The organism is Corallococcus sp. AB032C, assembly GCF_003668935.1.
Lineage (GTDB): Bacteria > Myxococcota > Myxococcia > Myxococcales > Myxococcaceae > Corallococcus > Corallococcus exiguus.
This window is the reverse complement of sequence record NZ_RAWP01000003.1, coordinates 73,514-91,461: the sequence shown is the minus strand read 5'-3', so window position 1 is coordinate 91,461 and position 17,948 is coordinate 73,514. Positions and strand designations below refer to the sequence as shown.

Sequence of the window (17,948 nt, the reverse complement as noted above, 5' to 3'; positions counted from 1 at the left end):
GAGCAGTCCTCCGTGGCCACGAGTCCGCCCGACGCGGGCCTCTCCACGGAGGGCGTGGCCGCGGTCCACCAGGAGCCGACGCCGGACGAGGCGGTCGCACGGATGGACGCGCGCTTCTTCGGTGAAGGGGACGGCCAGGAGAAGTCGAGGCGGTGGCCTGCCTTGCACGGGCGGGAGTGGAGCTGGCGCCTTGACCAGGCCGCGGACGGCCTGCGTCCTTTGGCGACCGGGCGCGCGGGCGGCTTCGGGGGGGAGCTGCTCGCGCGCCCGCGTCGTCGAGGTGCGAGGGACGCACCCCTCCGTAGCGAGGAGGGTGGCCAGAAAAGCGAAAGGCCCGGAACCTTTCGGTTCCGGGCCTCTCTAGTGGCGAGGAGTACGGGACTTGAACCCGTGGCCTCCGGCGTGACAGGCCGGCGTTCTAACCAACTGAACTAACTCCCCACAAAAATCTATATGGGCGGAACAGGGATTGAACCTGTGACCATCGCCTTGTAAGGGCGCCGCTCTACCGCTGAGCTATCCGCCCTGGGCGGCCCCGCCGTGATTCAGTGAGGCGGCTTGTACCGTCCTCGTTCGGCCCCGTCAAGCATCTGTTTTCGGGCCCCCTGAATCACGCTCCGCTCCCTCGGAAGGGGGCGGATCCGACGGGCGCGGATCCGCCTGCTAGGCCCGGACCTTCCACCGACGCACGCGGCGGCGGGAACGGGGAATCATCACCACGGCGCCCACCAACAGGGCCACCGGCACGAACACCAACATCGTCTGCATCATCGCCTCCATGCCCGACACCATACGGAGGCCGTCTGACATCCTGACGGGGAGTTCGTGACTTTCAGGAAACGACACTCCACGCCGCCGGGTTTCCGGCCGCCCTGACGAGCAGGGGGCCGGACTGGCGGTGAGGGGCTACTCGCCTCGGGGAGGACCACCCCGGCCGCCGTGGCCGGGACCGTGCGAGCGGCGCTCCGATTCCAGGAGCGTGCGGGCCTGGGTCTTCTGAGCATCCGTCAGGACCTGCTCGGCCTCCTGGTAGGCCGCCATGTCGTTGGCGCGGAGCTGCTCGAACAGGCCGCGCGCCTGCTCGTGGTTGGCCTGGTCCTGGGCGGACGGCGTGCCCTGGGTGCGGTCCGGCGGCGCGGGCGGGCGCAGGGCCTCCAGGGACTGCTTCACGGGCGCGTTCTTCGCGTCGAGCGCCGTTTGAATCCGGGTCAGGCTCGCGGCCTGGGCGTCGGTGAGGGCCAGGTCCTGGCGGTGGTCGATGATCACCTGGACGGGCGACTTGCGCTCGAAGGGGGGCGGCCGGCGCGCGCCCTGGGACGCGTCCTGCGTGGGGGTGGTGGATCCGGCGAAGGTGGGAACGGCGAACAGCAGGCCCAGCATGAACAGATGGCGCTTCATGGTGATGTGTACCTCCAGCTTGCGCGTGATGACCGCACCCGGAAGCCGTTGGCCTGATGGCACGGTGGACACCGTGAGGGACCGACTGGGAGGGGTTTGCCCCCCACGGCGTCCCGTGCCGTTCAGGCCCGGGGCTTCCGGGCTGACACGGTGCAAGGTGCTCCCGCCATGTGCCGCGAAAATGTCCCGCGCGTTTCCGAATGTGTTTGCAGCGGCTATTCGGACGCGGTCTGGATTTCCTGCGTCTGGGCTGGCTTGTCCGCCGAGGCAGCGACCTTGCCGTCGAGTGCGAGGTAGATGTTGAACCACGCCAGGTACGTGCGCCAGGCCGGGTCGCGCTGCTCGATGAGCGTCCGCCGCGCCTGCTCCATCCGCTGGGGTACGTCGAAAGGCATCCGCGTCTTGTCCTCGGATTGCAGCTGCGCCGCGAACCAGAGCACGTCCAGCTGGCCCGCATCGACCGGCGCGTGCGTGCGAGCCATCAGCGAGTCGGCGTGCTCCAACGCCTTGCCCAGCCATTGCGCCGCCTGCGCCGGGTCGCGGCGGTCCACGGCATTCTCCGCCAGCCGCAGCTCCGCCAACGTCACCGCGCGGATGTCCTCGTCGCGATCCAGTTCGTCGAACTGCTCCAGGAACAACGCGCGTCGCTGCTCCAGCGCCCGGGCGGCGGCGTCCATGCGCCCGAGCCGCGTCTCCGCGTTGGCGCGCAGCCCCGCGGCGATGATGCGATACGCGCGTTGGACGAACTTGGGCGTGGCGTGCGCCTGCTTCATCGTGGCCCGCACGGCGGGCGTCGCCAGGTCCCGGTCCACCTGGTCCAGGTCCTCCAGCGCGCGCTGGGGATGATCCGCGCCCAGCGCCGCGCCGCAGCGGGCCAGCCGCAGCACCAGCCGGTTGCGCAGGCCCTCGTCGTCGCGGGGGCCGGCTTCGATGCCGGGCAGCGCGCGGTCGTAGAGCGTCAGGGCCCGTTCGAAGCGGCCCGCGGCCAGGTTGTAGAGCGCCGCGCGGTCCATCACCAACGGGATGAACCGGGCCATCTTCGGCACGGACTCCACCGTGGCCAGGGCCTTGTCCGCCGCCTGCGCTGCCTCCGCCTCGCGGTTGACGTGCAGGAGCGCCCGGGCCCGGGCGAGGGCCACGGACAGCCCCGCTCCGCTGTCCGCGTAGGGCAGCTTGTCGCGCTCGTCCAGGTAGCCCAGGGCGATGTGGTAGTTGCCCACCTGCGTGTGCAGCAGCCCCAGCGCGCCAAGAATCATCGCCTTGTAGCGCGCGTTGTTGCGCACCAGGTCCAGGGCGACCAGGTAGTGCCGGTTGGCGCGCTCGGCGGCGGCGGGATTGCGGCCGCGCAGGAAGTCCTCGTGGTGGATGGCCCCCATGAGGGCCTGCACCTCGCGCTGGTTCTTGAGTTCCTGCCACGCCGCGCGCAGCTCCGCGAGGCCGGTCTTCACCGCCTGTGCGTGGGCGTCGTCATCCAGCTTGGACAGCCGGCGCGTCGTCACGTAGGCCTTCACGAAGTGCGAGAGCGATACGACCTTGCTCGGCACCTCCGTGGTGACCTCCTTGATCACCACCTCGGGGGCGACTCCCGCGCGCAGGCGCAAGCTCATGGACTCGACGGCGCTCTCCAGCGAGCCCGTCCTGCGGGTCACGAGGTCGAAGTCCGCGCGCGCCTCGTCCATCCGGTCCCGTCCCATGCGGCGGTAGGCGCGGCCCATCAGCGCGCGGCGGAACAGCCGCTCCGCCCGGCGCCGCTCCTCGGTGCCGGCCGGCGCGTCGTCGACGTAGAGCGTCGCCAGGGCCTCCATCACGCCGTCGGCGCCCAGGCTCGCCGCGCGCTCGGCGGCGTCCTGCACCACCATGCGGCGGCGGAGCGGATCCGTCTGCTGTTTGTAGAACGCGACCAGGGCGTCCCGGACGGGGCGGGGAGGGCGCTCCTCGTTCAACGCATTGACGTGGCGGCCCAGCTCCAGGGCGAACGCATACGGCGTCCCCGGAGGCTCCTCCGCGAGCGCCTGGGCCATGGCGGCGTCCGCTTCCGCGTAGGGGCGTCCCCGGTACAGCGCGCGGACGGCGCCGCGCGCGAAGTCCAACTGGTCGTCCTGCTTGAAGACCTTGTTCTGGGAGAGCTTGCGGCCGGCGGCGACCAATGCGTTCCGGTCGTCCAGCTCGCGGTACAGCGCGTCCGCCTGTTCGTACCAGCCCTCCAGCACCGCGCGCGGCGTGGTGTCCGTCAGCTCGGCCGCCTCCAGCTCCTGCCGAGCGAGCGTGAAGTCGCCGGATGACTGCGCCAGCTCGCTGCGCACGACGTGCCGGTAGACGGCGGAGGGCGGGCTGGGCGCGGCGGCGGGGTCCAGGGCCGCCATGCGTTGGCGTTCGCCCTCCTGTTGCTCATCCACCATGCGGCCCCGGTCGCGCTCCTTCAGGGCCTTCCGGTGGGCGATGAGGATGCGCAACGGCTCCGACAGTCCGGCGGTGACGGGGTCGTCCACCTTCGACATCTGGCGGGCGTAGAAGTCCGCCGCGTCGAAGTCGCCGTAGGCCAGGTGGAGCTGGCTCAGGCGCATCATCAACAACCGGCGGAGCTTGGGCCGGGTCTCGAGCAGCAGCCGTTGGCGGTAGAGGATGAGCTGATCCGCGCGCCGGCCCACCATGCCCAGCTCCTCGCTGAGGCGCTTCACGTCCCATTCACCGGGCACCTGGCCACCCAGCGGCAGCTGATACACGTCCAGCGACTGGCCCCGGGAACAGGTCGTGATGAGCGACGCGGCGGTGGGGGACGGGTACTCGCAGTTCCACGCCTCGCTGGTGAGCTGGTCCGGGCTGGCGGCGGCGGCCTGGGCGGGCGCGTCGTCGCGGTCGGAGGCGAAGGGCACGCGGAACAGCACCCCGCTGTCGCTCGCGTCAATCACCCCGTCCCCGTTGGAGTCGGTGAAGAACTGCACCACGTACAGCGAGCGTCCGTCGCGCGCGAACACCGGCTGGCCCGTCTTCCCCGGGATGTCCAGCGTCAGCGGGACAGGGGCCGCGCCGGGGACATCCAGCCGGATGGCCTCCAGGTGCGGCGCCGCTCGCGCTGCGAAGCCCGGTCCCACCTCCTGCACGGAGCGTTGGACCGGGACGTACACCAGCCAGCGCCCATCCGGAGAGACGGTGGGGCTGGTCAGGTTGCGGTCGAGCAGCGGCGTCACCTGCCATCCGGCCCCCAGCGCCACCTTCGACAGCCGCAGGTCTCCCTGGATGGTCGCGCGGCTCACCAGCGCGATGTGCGTGTCGTCGATCCACTCCGCTTGCAGCGCGCTGAGCTCCTCTTCCAGACAGCGACGCTCCTTCGCCTCTGGCAGGTCCCTCACGCAGAGCTGGCCGCCGGCCTGGGTGCGGAACGAGACGTAGAGCAGCTGCTTGCCATTGGGGCTGATGCGCGGCCACGTCACGTCCGCGCCTTCGTCGAAGAGGCGGCGCTCGCGGCCCTTCTCCAGGTCCTGGACGAAGATCTCCGTGGCGATGTCCCGGTTGGACACGAACAGCAGCGAGTTCTCGTCGGGCCCCAGCTGCCCCAGGAACTGGTCGCCCATGCCCACGGTGAGCCGCTCGGGCAGGACCATGCCTCCGTCGTTCTCGTCGTCCTGGGCCCAGGCGCCGCTCGCGAGAAGGACGGTCAGGGCCAGGAACCAGGGGCCTTGGCGCGTCAGCACTTCTTCTCTCCCCAGGTGCCGTCCTCGGCCTCCACCCAGCCTCCGCAGACGACGCCCTCCGCGTGCGCCAGACGCCAGTTCTGGCGCAGCGTCGCCTCCGGCACACCGGGGCGCACGGTCTTCATCCACTGCCACAGCTGACGCCGGGCGCGGTTCACCCGCTCCACCAGGGCGGCGTCATCCGCGGACACGCGCCCGGCCGTGCACTGCTTCCGGGTGAGCACCAGCAGCCCGTCCTTGCCCTCGCCCACGCAGTGGCGCCGCACCAGGTCGTCCACGCGGTCCGCCTGCGTCTTGCCCAGGTTCTCCACCAGCGGCGGGGGCTGGATGCCCAGATCCTCCAACTGGTTGGGCGTCAGCGGCACCGGCGTGGGGTTCATGCCCGCGCGCGCCAGCCGCTGCTCCACGTCCTTGTACGAGCCCGCGGCCTGCTCCTCGAGCGCTGTCGCCCGGTCCACCATGACGATCTCCGGCGCGCTGATGCACCCGGAAGCCGCGAGGGCGGCCACGAGCAGCAACCCACGATGTGTCATGGCAGAGCCTCCGGAGGGAACATGGTGGTGATGAGGCGGTCGACGATGGGGCCCAGGGGGATGCCCCGGATTTCATCGATGCTGACCAGCTTGGCCAGGCCGCCCATGGTGATGAGCAGGCTGCCGAAGCCCTGCTTGAAGCTCACTCGCACGTGCTCCGGATACCCCAGGCCCAGCGCGTAGCGGACGCGGTTGGTGGCGGGGTCCGTGTGGTGCGGATCCTCCACGTCCAGCAGGTCCAACAGGTGGCGGTTGCCGATGCGCAGAATCTCCGCGCGCCCGTTGATGCTGCGGTCCCTGGCGGAGATGACCATGGCGGCGTTGCCGTCGAAGGGCTCACCCCGGGAGGACTTCACGCCCGTGGCCCGCACGTGGGCCTCCATCGTGGAGTGCTTGCCCTGCCAGTTCAGCATGCACTGGCCGGTGATGCGTCCTCCGCGGACGCCCATCTCCAGTTGGCTCATGGAGAACACGTTCTGGTTGATGGCCAGGTTGCCCGCCAGCGGCGCGATGGTCACCCACGGCGTGGTGATGCGATCCGCGGACATGAAGCCGCTGCGCGTGAGCAGCGGGTGTTGATCCGCGAAGCGCAGCATCGAGTACGGATTGACGTCCAGGTCGTTCAAGAGTCGCACGCCGTCCTGGGAGACCTCCACGTTCTCCGTCAGCGGCACGTCGCCGTTGAGCGCCTCCACGACGATGCCGGACTCGGGCATCCGCACGTTCACGTCCTGGAGCTTGAGGCTGGACGTGGTGCGGAAGACCACCAGGTCCGGGGACGCCACGCGGAAGTCCACCGTGACCTTGCCGCTGCCTTCGACCTGACCGGGCCGCGCGAGGTGGGCCAGGTCCTGCTCCAGCGAGCCGCGGAGCCCCATGCGCTGCTGATCATTGCTCAGGTCGAGCCGTCCCCGGACCTTCAGCACCGTCTGGGTGCCACCATTGGACAGCCGCAGGTCCGGGATGCGGATGACGCCGGTGGGTTTGCGCACGACGGAGAACGACGCCTCCACGTCCTGGACGGGGTAGGGCAGCGCCGGCTTCTGTTCCATCGAGCGGACCTTCACGAGCTGCTTCAGCTCGATGTCCCCCTTCTCCCATTGGTCGGTGAAGGTGGCGGTGCTGTCGCTGGACAGGTCCGCGAAGGTGAACCGGCGGTCGTTCATGCTGACGGTGAGCTTCTCCACCGCCAGGGTCGTGCGGACGTTTCGCTGGGCGCCGTCGGCGTGCGACTCGCCCTCCCAGCGCAGGGCGGGGACGTTGATGGTCTGGTCCGCCTGCTTCCAGCGCACGCCGCGCAGGTCCATGTGGGCCTTGCCCTCGAAGCTGGCGGCGCGCGGTGGCATGGGGGCCAGGCGGAAGCTTCCGTCGGAGCCCAGGTGCGTGATGAGGCCGGTCAGGGTGCCGTGCAGTTCGCCGGTCATCGCGAGCTTGGACGGATCCACCTCCGGGGGCACCCGCGCCTTCGCCAGGAGCGGCGACAGGGGACCCAGCGGCGGGAAATCGCCCTTCACGTCCATGCGCAGCGCGCGAGCCTTCGGGTTGAACGCCAGTGCCGCGTCGGCGGCGACCTTCAGGCCCTCATTGCCGGTGAGCCCCAACTTGAGCGAGAGCTTGCGGCGGTCGACATCGAAGGTCAGCGTCTGGTGTTGGGTGCCCGCGTCGGTCTCTCCGATGCGCAGCCCTTCGACCTTCAAGGCCAGGTCTCCCTTGTGCTTCCACGCGTCTCCCTGGGAGCGCAGCGCGAGCGTGGTGCTGGCGGCCGAGATGTCGTCCCAGCCCGCCTTCTTCAGGCTCAGCTCCGTCTGGTGGTCCACGCGTGGCGAGGGCGCGAAGAGGGCCGTCAGCCTGCCCTTGGAGGCCAGCGTCACGGCCAGGTTCTTCCAGGGGAAGCGTGCGGCGACGTCATCCGGGATGAAGGGCCGTGCCATGACGAGGTCCGGCAGCTGTGCGTCCAGTGAGTACGCCACGTCGTCGGTGCCCTTCGTGGCGTCCAGCGACGCGTGCAGCGTGCCCACGTCCAGCTCCAGCCGTGCGCGGGCCTTGCTCAGCCGTGGCTCCTCCATCGTGGGGAATGCGTCCGTCACGTGGAGCTGCACTCGCGCGGGACCCTTCAGCACCTCGCGGCCTTCGGTGGTGACTCGCAGCACCTCCACGGGCACGTCCGCCTTCAGCGCGAAGGGGGGCTTCGCCGTGAGGGGCACCTGGAGGTTGAGGCCCAGGCGCTCCGCCATCGCTCGGTATCCGGAGGCACGGACATCCAGTGCTTCCACCTTGGCGGCCAGGGCCGCGTCCCCCGCGACCCTGAAGGGTGAGGAGAGGTCGGGCCGCAGCTGATGCCCCGTCAGCTCGCCGGAGGCCTTCGGAACGCGGAGCGGCGTGGCGCCTCCGACGTCGAGTCCTTGGATCACGAACGCGAGTTTGGCGGCCAGTCCCTGGGGGGCATCCGGAGTCGCCGTCAGTGAGATGCGTCCATCGCCAAGCTCCACCTTGAGCGCCTCCTGCACGAGGAGGAGCTTCGCCACGTCGACGTCCAGCCCGAGCCGGCCCTGGGCTCCCAGTTGGGGCATGTCGCTGAGCGTGACCTCCCTGGCCTCCAGGTGCACCTTGCCGCGCTCCAGGGAGAACGGACGCAGGTCCTCGGGGATCCATCGCAGCAGCCGTCCCAGGTCCACGTCCGCCAGGGCTTGTGTCAGCACGGGCGGGACTTCCGACGCATCCGGAAGCACCAGCTGGGCCTGCACCTCGGCGCTGTCGGTCAGCTTCGTTCGCTCAAGCTCAACGGTGGTGTGTTGCTTGCTGGCGTCGAACCTGGCCGTCACCGCGCCGTGCAGCAGCGATCGGAGCGTGAAGCGCGGATCAAAGGTCTGCTTCGCGACGTCCAGGTCCACCTTCACGTGCGCGGCGTCCGTGCTCGCTTCCACTGACAGGGCCAGCTCCAGCAGGGCCTCCGCGGCGGGCGCTTCACGGTTCAGCGTGAGGGCCAGCGGCTTCCCGGGCTTGCCGAGGTCCACGAGCAGCTTCCAGCTCTTGTCTTGCGGCTTCGCTTCGATGCCGGCTTCGAGCCCGCGCAGCGACCAGCGGTCCACCACCGCGCCGTTCTGGACGCGGACATAGGTCAGCGACACGTTCGACAGCTCGATGCTCGAGACGGGGAACGGGGAGGCGAAGAGATCCGCGACCTGCTGGGAGGTTCCGGGGGACGCTTCATCCACCGGTTCGGGCTCCGGCGGTCCGGTCAGGTTCGTGAGCGACGTGGTCCCTTTTTCATCCGCCACCAGGACGACGGTCGCGTCGCGCACCGCCACCCGCTCCACCCGAACCGGTCCCTTCAGCAGCGCGCCGAACGACCACGCCGCCTCCAGTGTGCCGACGCGCAGGAACTCGGGCGCGACGTCCTGGAACGGCGGCGGGGTCCGCACCACCAGTCCTTCCAGGCGCAGCCCGGAGAGCACGTCGATCCGCGCGGTCTGGTAGTCCAGCCGCACGCCCGAGGCTTCTTCCACCTGCGAGACGACGTGCGGCTTCAGCCACGGGTGGTCGAGGTTGTGAAGCGCGGTCACGACCGCGATGAGCAGGAGGACGAACGTCGCGAGGAAGAGCAGGCCTGCGCCCGCGATGATTCGCGTCAACCGCCGACGAGGCCGTTCAGCACCGGGGGAGTCCATGATGTTCCGTCGAGGCGACCGGCCCGCCTCCTCCTACCATGCGACGGAAGCGAGCTTCAATCCGCGCATGCCTCGCGAGCCGGGCGGCGCCGTGCACCCGGAAAAACGCTTCAACCGAAGCTGGACGGAGTCATTCCCGCAGTGCCGCCCGCGAGGGGTTTGTAGGGGAAATAGAGGTTTCGCACGAAGCGGGTGAACAGGTGCTCCTCGTTCCACCGCTGGCGGGCCATGCCGTACACGCCGGGGGCGCGCAGGTCGTGCGCGGAGACGCCGGTGACGAACTCGCGCTCGCTGTAGATGGCGAAGACCTCGTCCACAGCCGCGCGGCTGCGGTAGGTGCGGAGCATCGTGCGGTAGATGAGCTCGCTCTCCTTCTGGGTGAAGGCCAGCCCCTGGATGGCGTGCGCCATCTCGTGGAAGACCAGGTACTGCTCCGACTCCAGCCGGTCCTGCTTCAGCGCGATTCGTGCCCGGGGCCAGTCCGGATGATCCCAGAACAGGCCCGCGGCCTGGGGGGACACGGCCCGGGGATAGCCGTACTTCGCCAGCGTGTGTCCGGGGGGAATCAGCTCCAGCGTCAGGGGCCTCGCGGCCTCCAGGCGGGCGATGAGCTGGAGGTTCCCGGAGAGCTGCCGGATGATCTCCTCCTGCACCCGCTTCACCTGCGCGGCCGGGGCGCCGTACGGCTTGAGCTCCAGCTTCGCGCTCACATAGGCGCGGGCGCGCGCGGGGCCTTCCGCGGGGGGACGGCCTCCGCGTGACTCGAAGACGTCGCCTCCCTCCAGCAGGGTGAAGGCGCTCAACGGTTGCTTGAGCCCGACCTCCGCCGCCAGCGGGGTGACGTCCGGCGTGGATCCGTCCAGGGTCTCGTAGCGCTCCGGGGCCATGGGCTCAGGAGCAGGTCTTCGCCTGCTGCTTGCAGGAGTCGGTGCAGGCCGGCGTCTGCGTATCGAGGGTGAGCCGCTCCGCGTTGCCCTGCACGGAGTCCGGCGGCTGCCTCGATGCGGGCCGGCCGCGCGGCTGGCAACTGTTGAGACACGCTTCGTACTGGGAGCGGCAGGACGGCGTCATGTTCGACGTGTCGAGTGTCGCGCAGCTGGTCAGCAGGGAGAGGGCGGCCGCGAAGAGAGTGATGCCACGAACAGGATTCATGCCTGGAGTCTATGCTGGGAACCCCGGATGGGCACCCGGTGGAGGAGCAGGGCGTGAAAGGCCCTGGAACAGCATGCCAATGGGAAGAACCTGGAACCGGAGCCTCGTCCCGCCCTCGCTGTTCGCGGCGCTCCTTGGGATGGCGTTGGCTGCCTGGTCCCCGAATCCCGCGCCCCCCGCGCCAGTGCCATCCCCCGATGCGGGTGTGACTCCGGTGGCCACCGCCCAGCGCCGGCCCGACGTGTGGTGTGAGGGCCTTCCGCCAGAGCGGTGTGGTGAGTTCCCCGAACTCTGCATCCGGCTGACGTACTGTGATGGTCAGCCGTTCTGCGCATCCCGCATGAACCGCCCGAGGGACCGCACGTGTGGCTCGGTGAGCGTCTACGGTCTGGGCGAGCCGTGCTGCTCCGGACTGGTGAGCCGTTGCGGTGAACTGACGCCGGACGACACCTGCAAACCGCAGCGCGACCCGATGGACATGCCTTCGTGTCTGGCGTGCGGCGATGGCGTGTGTGACGTGCACGAGCAGCGCTGCAATTGTCCCGAGGACTGCGCCGTCACCGCGAAGCGGCCCGGCATCCGCTATCGCGGCAGCAGCCCCGAAGGGCCGACCGGCCATCGCGGCACAGAGGGCGTCACCCGACCGGGACAATGCCTGGAGGCGCTGGAGAAGCCGGACGCTGTCCGACACTGCTTGAGGCAATGGGTGCAGGCCCTCCTGGGAAGAAGGTCCGCCAAGGAGCTTCGGCAAGCCATTGGCATCGAGCCGTTCACGCGCTTCGACCTTGACCTGCTGGAGTGCCTGGATGAACCGGAGGACCGGGATCCGCCTGGAACCCGCTCCCGTCGCGATGTCTGTCTGGATGCGCTCCAGCGGCGGACGAAGGACGCGCGTCTGCGAAAGCTGCTGAGTCCCTGACCATGTCCCCCGAGCACCTCATGTCCTCGTGTTCCGCCCGTCGTGCGACGTTCCTCGCCGTGTTCCTGGTGCTGCTGCTGGGTGGGCGTGCCGCGCGGGCGACCTCCCCCATGCCTCATGTGCCGCCAGTGATGCGCGCCATCCTGGATGACGACGCCGAGGCCTTGCGTGCATTGCTGGCTGAGGGCGCGTCCCGGAACAACACGGATGAGCTGGTTCATCCTCACGTGCATTCCCCGCTCATGGTTGCGTGCGAGGAGGGGAAGGAGAAGGCCGCCAACGTCCTGCTGGATGCGGGCGCGGATCCGTTGCTCATCGTTCCCCGGCATCAACAGTACTGGCCTCCACCGGCATGGAGCGCTGTGTGCTTCGCGCGCTTCAAGCGCCTGAAGCGAATCGAGCAGCGCCTGGTGGACGCGGGCGCTTCCGCCCGGTCCGCGTGTCTGTTGGATGCGGACTTCCTCGCTGCCGCCGTTGCGCGCCAGACCCCCCAGGTGGAGCGCCTTGCCCGGCAGGGGCGGGGTGGAATCTCCCCCTCCGTCATCCAGTACGCCATGGGGCAGGCCTTCGCCCACCGGGACGTCGCGCTGATGCGTGCCGTGCTGGTCGCGGGTAGGCCCGTCTCGTCCCGCGACGGGGCCGCCCTCCTCGAACGTTGGCTCAGTGACTTCGACGCCGTGAGTCCCTCGATGGTGGACGCACTGCTGGAGGGCGGGGTGCGTCCGCCGCTTTCTCCGCTGGCGAAGGCGGGCCTCACGGCGCAGGTGGCGCGAGCCCTCAAGATGAGCGCTTCACCCGACAGCCGCCCGGATGAGCTGACCTCCTCGTTGCAACTGGCCGTGAGGAATAGGCACGTGGAGGTCGTGCGGCTCCTGCTGAAGGCGGGGGCGGACCCGAATGGGCCGAAGTTCAGCAACCGCGTTCCGCTGCTGGACGCGGCGGATCGGCTTCGTGAAGACAAGGGCGACCCCACGATGATGAAGCTGTTGCTGGAGGCCGGCGCGCGCGTGGACGTCAAACACTTCGGCGGCTCACCCCTCACGTTGGCCGCGAACGGCTGTAGCGCGGAGGTCGTCTCCCTGCTGCTGAGCAAGATGTCCCGTGGCGCCATCGCGGAGGAGCCGGGCACCTATCTGTATTCCCAGGCCCTGCGCGCAGGGGACTTCTGCTCGGAGGCCAGATCCGTGAAGGTTCTTCAGGCCCTCCTCGCGGGCGGGGTCCGCATCCGGGAGCAACGGGGCATGCACGGGGTCTTCCTCGTGACGCGGGCCCAGGAGTCCCGCGCCATCAAGACCGAGTTGCTGAAGGCGGGTCTCAATCTGCCAGAGACCCCGTGAGTGCGGTGCCGCCCCCGCGCCCGGCGTGTCCTGCCCAGCGCCCAGGCCGCCCATAGCAGGACTCCCGCCACGGAGACGCCAGGGGCCGCGCCGCAGCCGCCCGCGTTGCCTTGCCCGCCCGGCTCCCCTGGACCGCCTGGAACCTGCGGCTCCAAGGGCATGGAGACCGGCGCCCCGCCCATGCGCGGGGCGGACGGGTTGCCCAAGGTCAGCTCCCCGTAGCGCTGGATGAGCCGCAGCCGCGCGCCATCGAACGCGGCGCCGTCATCCGGTACCTGCCATGCGTTGGGAATGAGCTCTCGCGCCACCTGGTGCGCGAAGGCCGGGTCGCCCGCGTCGCTCACCGCCTTGAGCCACTCATAGTCCTGCATGCCCTGACGGATGAGCTTCAGGCGCAGGGAGGCCACCGGCACGTCTGTCCGCCCGCCGATGATCGCGGGCGTGCCCGGGTAGAACAGCGTCCCGTCCCCGTTGCCATCGAAGTGGTACTGGTCCGTCCACGCCGTGGGGAGCATGCCCGCGGTCTCGTAGTACAGCTCGCCCTTGCAGCCGAAGAGGAAGGACAGCCACTCCATCGCGCGGGCGTTCGTCGAGGGGCGGTCCACCATGTACGACGGCCAACCCGACCCCGGCCGGTTCTGCGGCACGGAGACCGTGGGCGAGCAGCCGTGGATCATGCAACTTTGATACATCCACAACTCCGTTCCGGGCCGCGAGAGGAACTCCACGTACGTCGCGGTCTGGTTCCCCACGAAGCCCGGATCCGTGCCCTCCAGGTGGTTCACCATCGGAACCATGATGTCCACCAGGGGCACCAGGCCGGTGGGCTTCAGTTGGCTGGCGTTCGTCGTCAGCAGGGTGCGAAGGCCGGGCGCGGCCTGCCGCACCAGCGTTCCGGCGGCTTGCACCTGCTCGTAGCTGATCCAGATGGGCGGCTCGTCGCCAATCAGCGCGAAGGCCCGGTTCAGCCAGCCGCGCTCGCGCATGTGCCCGGTGAAGGCCGACAGTCCGCCAGCGGTGAGGGGCCCTGTGTATTCCAGGCTCGTCATCCGCGCGCCGGGCAGCCGCGTGGGCGCGGTGCCATCCAGGCTGGGCCCCCACGTCGCGTCGAAATCGCTCCATGCCTTGGGCCCGGACCCGCGCAGGTAGAGCCGGGGCTGCGTGATGCGGTGCTCCAGCGCCATCTGCTGGTAGCGCACGAGGAAAGGTTGCAGTTCCTCGTGCGAGCAGTCCGCCCGGCCCAGATGCGCGAGGCACACCTGGGCCGGCGACAGCGAAAACGCCGAGGCCAGTGAGGAAGTGCTCGGCATCACCGCTTCCACCACTGTCAGCCTCGCGGTCACCTGCCGCTGGAAGCCGCCTTCCGCCTCCACCGTCACCGTGCCCGTGTAGTCGCCGGGGGGCGCGTCCCCGGGCACGTGCACGTCCACCCAGACGGCTCGCGCCTCGCGCGCGGGCACGTCGAAGGGGAAGGCATTGCGCGGCTCCCTGGCGATTTCGTCCATGTCCGGCACCAGCCCGTCCGGCCAGCGCCCCACTGGCTGCCCGGGCTCGGAGCCCTGCCGCGTGGTGATGTACGCCTGCCGGTACAGCGTCACGTTCAGTCCCGTCAGCGTCGCGGGCCCCTCCAGCGCGGGCAGGCGGGCTCGCACGCCCCGCAGGCCCCGGTCACCGCCGTGCAACGCCACCTGGAAGGAGACGAACTCATTGCGCGCGGCGGTGAGTCGTACCTCGGTGCTGCTTCCTGGCGCGGTGTTGTCGGGACGGACCTTCACCATCATCCCTTCGCCCCACACCACCGGCTCCGCCGCGAACACCGGCCAGGCCGCGGACAACGCCAGCCAGCCGAGTCCACACTGTCGAAGTGCCAGCATGGGGAATGGATGCGCACGGGCCGTGTGCGGCTCCAGCCTCCCGGCTGTTCCGTCACCCGGGCCCACCAGCGCTCCCAGGCTCGGATGCCCGAGGACGGCGCCATGGGCAGACACGAGAGGCCATCGACGGCTTGCTTCCACGTCTGGTCGAGTAAGGTGCGCGCTTCGCATGACGGCGCGAGGCCTGGGGAGACTTCCGGTGGATGGCAGGGAATGGCGGGTGCGGGTCCTGGGGCTGGCGCAGCTGTGCGGCCCCGACGGTCAACGCGTGAGGTTGGAGCGGCGCACCGCGGCGCTGCTGGCGTGGCTGGCATTGCAGGGCCCCTCGCCCAAGTTCGCGCTCGCGTCCCTCCTGTGGCCGGATTCGCCGCCCACGACCGTGCGAAGCAACCTGCGGCAGTTGCTGCGCCGCCTGCGAGTCGCCACGGAGGATGCGCCCCTGGTGGAGGGCGACGCCGAACGGCTGGCATTGGTCTCGCCCGTGTCCGTGGACGCCGCGTGCCTCAAGGCCACCACGGAGGCCCGTGCCCACGCGGAGGCCCTGGCGTGTGTGGACGCCGAAGGCAACACGTTGCTGGCGGGCTTCGACTTCGATGACTGTCCGGAGCTCGCGCGCTGGCTGGATGGCGCTCGCGCGGGCATCGAAGGATGGGTTCGCGAGGCGCGCGAGGCCCGCGTCGCCCAGCTCACCGCCGCGGGCGATTGGACCGCCGCCCTGGGGCTGGCGCAGACATGGGCGCGGCAGGAGCCCGAATCCGAGCAGGCCGGCCGGCACCTCATCCGGCTGCACTACCTGCAGGGTGACCGGGGCGCCGCGCTCGCGACGTTCGAACACCTGCGCGACGTGCTGGACCGGGAACTGGGCGTCACCCCCATGCCGGAGACGCTCGCGCTGGTGCGGGAGGTGGAGCAGGCCCCGCCGCGCTCCCGCTCCCTGGGGACTCGGCCTTCGCTGCCCCTGTCCGTGCTGCGTCCTCCGGTGCTGGTGGGCCGGGACGCGGCGTGGCGGCAGCTGGAAGCCGGCTGGGAGGCGGGCCAGTTGCTGTTCATCTCCGGTGAGCCCGGCAGCGGCAAGACGCGGCTCGCGGAGGAGTTCGCGGCCACGCAGGGCCGCTGGGGCCGCATCGAGGCGCGAGCGGGAGACCGGGACGTGCCGTTCGCCTCCCAGGCGCGTGCCTTCCGCACACAGCTGCGGCGCTGGCCGGACGTGAAGCTGCCGGACTGGGTGCGCACCGAGCTGTCGCGCATCCTCCCGGAGCTGGGAGATGCGCGGCTGCTGCCGCCCCTGGCCTCCGAGGCCGGCACGCTGCGCTTCTACGACGCCATCGTGGCGGCGCTCCAACTGCTCCACGAACATGAGGACATCAGCGTCGCGGACGACGTGCAGTACTGGGACGCGGCCAGTGCCAGGGCCTTCACCTTCGCGCTCTCCCGGCTGGCCGACACGGCCCCTCCAGGCGCACGCAGCCTGCGCTTCATCGACTGCTATCGCCGGGGAGAATTGTCGCCCGAGACGCGGATGCACGTGGCAGGGCTCGTCGAGGCGGGACTGGCGCGCGTCGTGGAGGTGGACGCGCTGACGGACGAGGACGTGAAGCGCATGGTGGCGGCCATGGGACTGCCGGGCGCGGAGGCTCACCTGGAGACTTTGGCCCGCTACACGGGCGGCAATCCCCTGTACGTGGTGGAGACGCTGAAGCACCTGCTGGAGACGGACTCGTTGCACCGTGAATGGCCCCAACGGTTGCCGCCTCCAGGGCGCGTGGGCCCCCTCATCCAGCGGCGCCTGGAAGGGCTGTCTCAGCTGGCGCTCCAGTGCGCGCGGCTCGCGGCGCTGGCGGGGGCTTTCTTCAAGACCTCGCTCGTGGCCGGGAGCCTCCAGGTGAAGCAGGCGGAGGCGCATGAGGCGCTCGCGGAGCTGGAGGCGGCCCAGGTGCTGATGGGCGAGCGCTTCAGCCACGACCTGGTGATGGAGGCGGTCCTGGCCGGGATGGGGCCCGGTGAGGAGCGCGTGCTGCACGCCCGGCTCGCCACGGTGTTCGAGGAGGACGGCGCCCCCTCCATCCTCCTGGCGCACCACTGGCTCGGAGCTGGGCGGACGGAGCGGGCACTGCCCCACCTGCTGGCATCCGCTCGCTCCGACGAACAGGTCCTGCCGCCCGAGCTGGCGGCGGAGCACTACGCGCGCGCCGCGTCCCTCATGCTGTCGCTGGGACAGCACGAGGACGCCGTGCAGGCGCGGGCCGCCGAGGCGCGCTGCCGGCTCCAAGCCACCCCCGCGGGAGTCCTCACCCCTGGGCCCGCGGCAGGCCCAGGCGCTCGCGGTCGCCGCGGCTGAGCTTCAAAGCCGGCTCAGGCGCAGTAGTACGTCGGGGCCAGCTCCAGCACGCGCTGCTCCGCGAGGGGAGAGAGCGCGCGCAGGCGGGAGAGGAAGAGGGGGGCCTTCATTCCCATCCCGATGAAACCCCAGACATATGAACGCTCCTGGGACTCGGACAACTGCTGGCGTTCGGTGGGCGTGAACGTGCGCCCCACCGCCTTCTCCAGCGTCTGGAGATCCAGCGCGAGCTGCGCGTTCAGGGTGCCACGCAGCGCCTGGAGCAGCTCCGAGTATTCAGTCAGGGCCGCGTCCAGGGCTTCGGGCGCCTGGGCGAGGATCTTCTGGGCCTCCAGGAAGTCCAGCCGGGTGTGCTGCGCCTCTTCCAGCCAGTGGTGCTTGAGCAGGTTGCAGAACAGCGGATCCAGCGTCTCGTCTTTGTTTCCGCGAACCGTTTCCTGGTAGTGCTGCTGCGTCATCAGCTCCATGTGCAGGTTGAAGATCAGCACGCCCAGGTTCGACTTCGCCATGATGGCCCGGGCCACCTCCACCTGGTTGTCGAGCAGGGCAGGGGCGACCTTGAAGCCCTTCGCGAACACGCCGGTGAAGCGCGCGAAGAGCTGCTGGTGCTTCAGCTCCTCCTCGGTGAACCGCAGCAGCGCCCGCATGTGCGTCGCGTTCCCGTGAAGCTCCAGGCCGGCGCGCTGGGCGGCCAGGGCGACGGCGTACTCCTCCAGGAACAGGAACAGGTGCGCGTAGCTGTTGGAGCGGATGTGATTCAACATCAGCCGCTCCTCCGCGCTCAGGAAGGGGATGTCTTCCGTCCCGGTCAGCGCATCCGAAAGGAACCGGTGGCTGAAGTCGAGCACGGTGTCCTTGGGCAGCAGCTCATCCAGACGCCAGGACACCCGTTCGGAACTCTGGATACAGGACTGGTACTCCGTGGTTTGATTGAGCATTGATGAATCAAACGGGTTCTCCCGGCCTTGGGTCAATGGTTGGGACCTGAGTCCTACTCACCGCGGCGGGTCATTTCTGCCTGGGATTGGGCGGAAAGG

The 17,948-nt window shown here is 69.9% G+C and carries 11 protein-coding genes, 2 tRNA genes and 1 pseudogene; 3 read left to right on the top strand and 11 right to left on the bottom strand.

Annotated elements, in window-relative coordinates:
• Nucleotides 1-364: 364 nt before the first annotated feature.
• From D7X99_RS02125 to D7X99_RS02090, 9 genes are all read right to left on the bottom strand, one after another.
• A tRNA-Asp gene (locus D7X99_RS02125) sits at nt 365-441 on the bottom strand.
• Between the two features lie 13 nt (nt 442-454).
• Nucleotides 455-526: transfer RNA gene (locus D7X99_RS02120), tRNA-Val, on the bottom strand.
• A 137-nt stretch (nt 527-663) separates the two neighbouring features.
• A complete protein-coding gene (locus D7X99_RS42620) occupies nt 664-810 on the bottom strand; it encodes a hypothetical protein (RefSeq protein WP_158620562.1) in 147 nt (48 codons plus the stop codon).
• 96 nt (nt 811-906) lie between these two features.
• A complete protein-coding gene (locus tag D7X99_RS02115) occupies nt 907-1,398 on the bottom strand; it encodes a Spy/CpxP family protein refolding chaperone (protein WP_121776229.1) in 492 nt (163 codons plus the stop codon).
• A gap of 215 nt (nt 1,399-1,613) precedes the next feature.
• Complete coding sequence (locus D7X99_RS02110; protein WP_121776228.1) at nt 1,614-5,090, bottom strand: PD40 domain-containing protein; 3,477 nt, start codon at nt 5,088-5,090, stop codon at nt 1,614-1,616.
• Nucleotides 5,084-5,623, bottom strand: a complete 540-nt coding sequence (locus D7X99_RS02105) for a DUF1318 domain-containing protein (protein WP_120575226.1) — start codon at nt 5,621-5,623, stop codon at nt 5,084-5,086. Before D7X99_RS02105 ends, D7X99_RS02110 begins: the two co-directional genes overlap by 7 nt.
• Entirely contained in the window at nt 5,620-9,291 is a 3,672-nt protein-coding gene (locus D7X99_RS02100) for a hypothetical protein (RefSeq protein ID WP_121776227.1), read from the bottom strand. Before D7X99_RS02100 ends, D7X99_RS02105 begins: the two co-directional genes overlap by 4 nt.
• A 110-nt stretch (nt 9,292-9,401) precedes the next feature.
• Nucleotides 9,402-10,178 (bottom strand): hypothetical protein, encoded by a 777-nt coding sequence (locus D7X99_RS02095; RefSeq protein WP_121776226.1) that lies wholly within the window; start codon nt 10,176-10,178, stop codon nt 9,402-9,404.
• A 4-nt stretch (nt 10,179-10,182) separates the two neighbouring features.
• A complete protein-coding gene (locus D7X99_RS02090) occupies nt 10,183-10,443 on the bottom strand; it encodes a hypothetical protein (RefSeq protein WP_121776225.1) in 261 nt (86 codons plus the stop codon).
• A 340-nt stretch (nt 10,444-10,783) separates the two neighbouring features.
• Here D7X99_RS02090 and D7X99_RS42195 point away from each other — a divergent pair, with 340 nt between their 5' ends.
• Nucleotides 10,784-11,362, top strand: coding sequence for a hypothetical protein (locus D7X99_RS42195; protein ID WP_147475995.1), 579 nt, complete (start codon nt 10,784-10,786; stop codon nt 11,360-11,362).
• A 2-nt stretch (nt 11,363-11,364) separates the two neighbouring features.
• Nucleotides 11,365-12,252, top strand: a pseudogene (locus D7X99_RS44610) (hypothetical protein); the annotation flags it as partial.
• A gap of 305 nt (nt 12,253-12,557) precedes the next feature.
• Here the strand turns inward: D7X99_RS44610 and D7X99_RS02080 are convergent.
• Complete coding sequence (locus D7X99_RS02080) at nt 12,558-14,573, bottom strand: DUF4091 domain-containing protein (protein WP_121776223.1); 2,016 nt, start codon at nt 14,571-14,573, stop codon at nt 12,558-12,560.
• 169 nt (nt 14,574-14,742) lie between these two features.
• Here D7X99_RS02080 and D7X99_RS02075 point away from each other — a divergent pair, with 169 nt between their 5' ends.
• A complete protein-coding gene (locus D7X99_RS02075; RefSeq protein ID WP_169829655.1) occupies nt 14,743-16,911 on the top strand; it encodes a BTAD domain-containing putative transcriptional regulator in 2,169 nt (722 codons plus the stop codon).
• Nucleotides 16,912-16,925: 14 nt separating this feature from the next.
• Here D7X99_RS02075 and D7X99_RS02070 read toward each other — a convergent pair whose 3' ends face one another.
• Nucleotides 16,926-17,849 (bottom strand): hypothetical protein, encoded by a 924-nt coding sequence (locus tag D7X99_RS02070; protein WP_121776221.1) that lies wholly within the window; start codon nt 17,847-17,849, stop codon nt 16,926-16,928.
• Nucleotides 17,850-17,948: the final 99 nt, after the last annotated feature.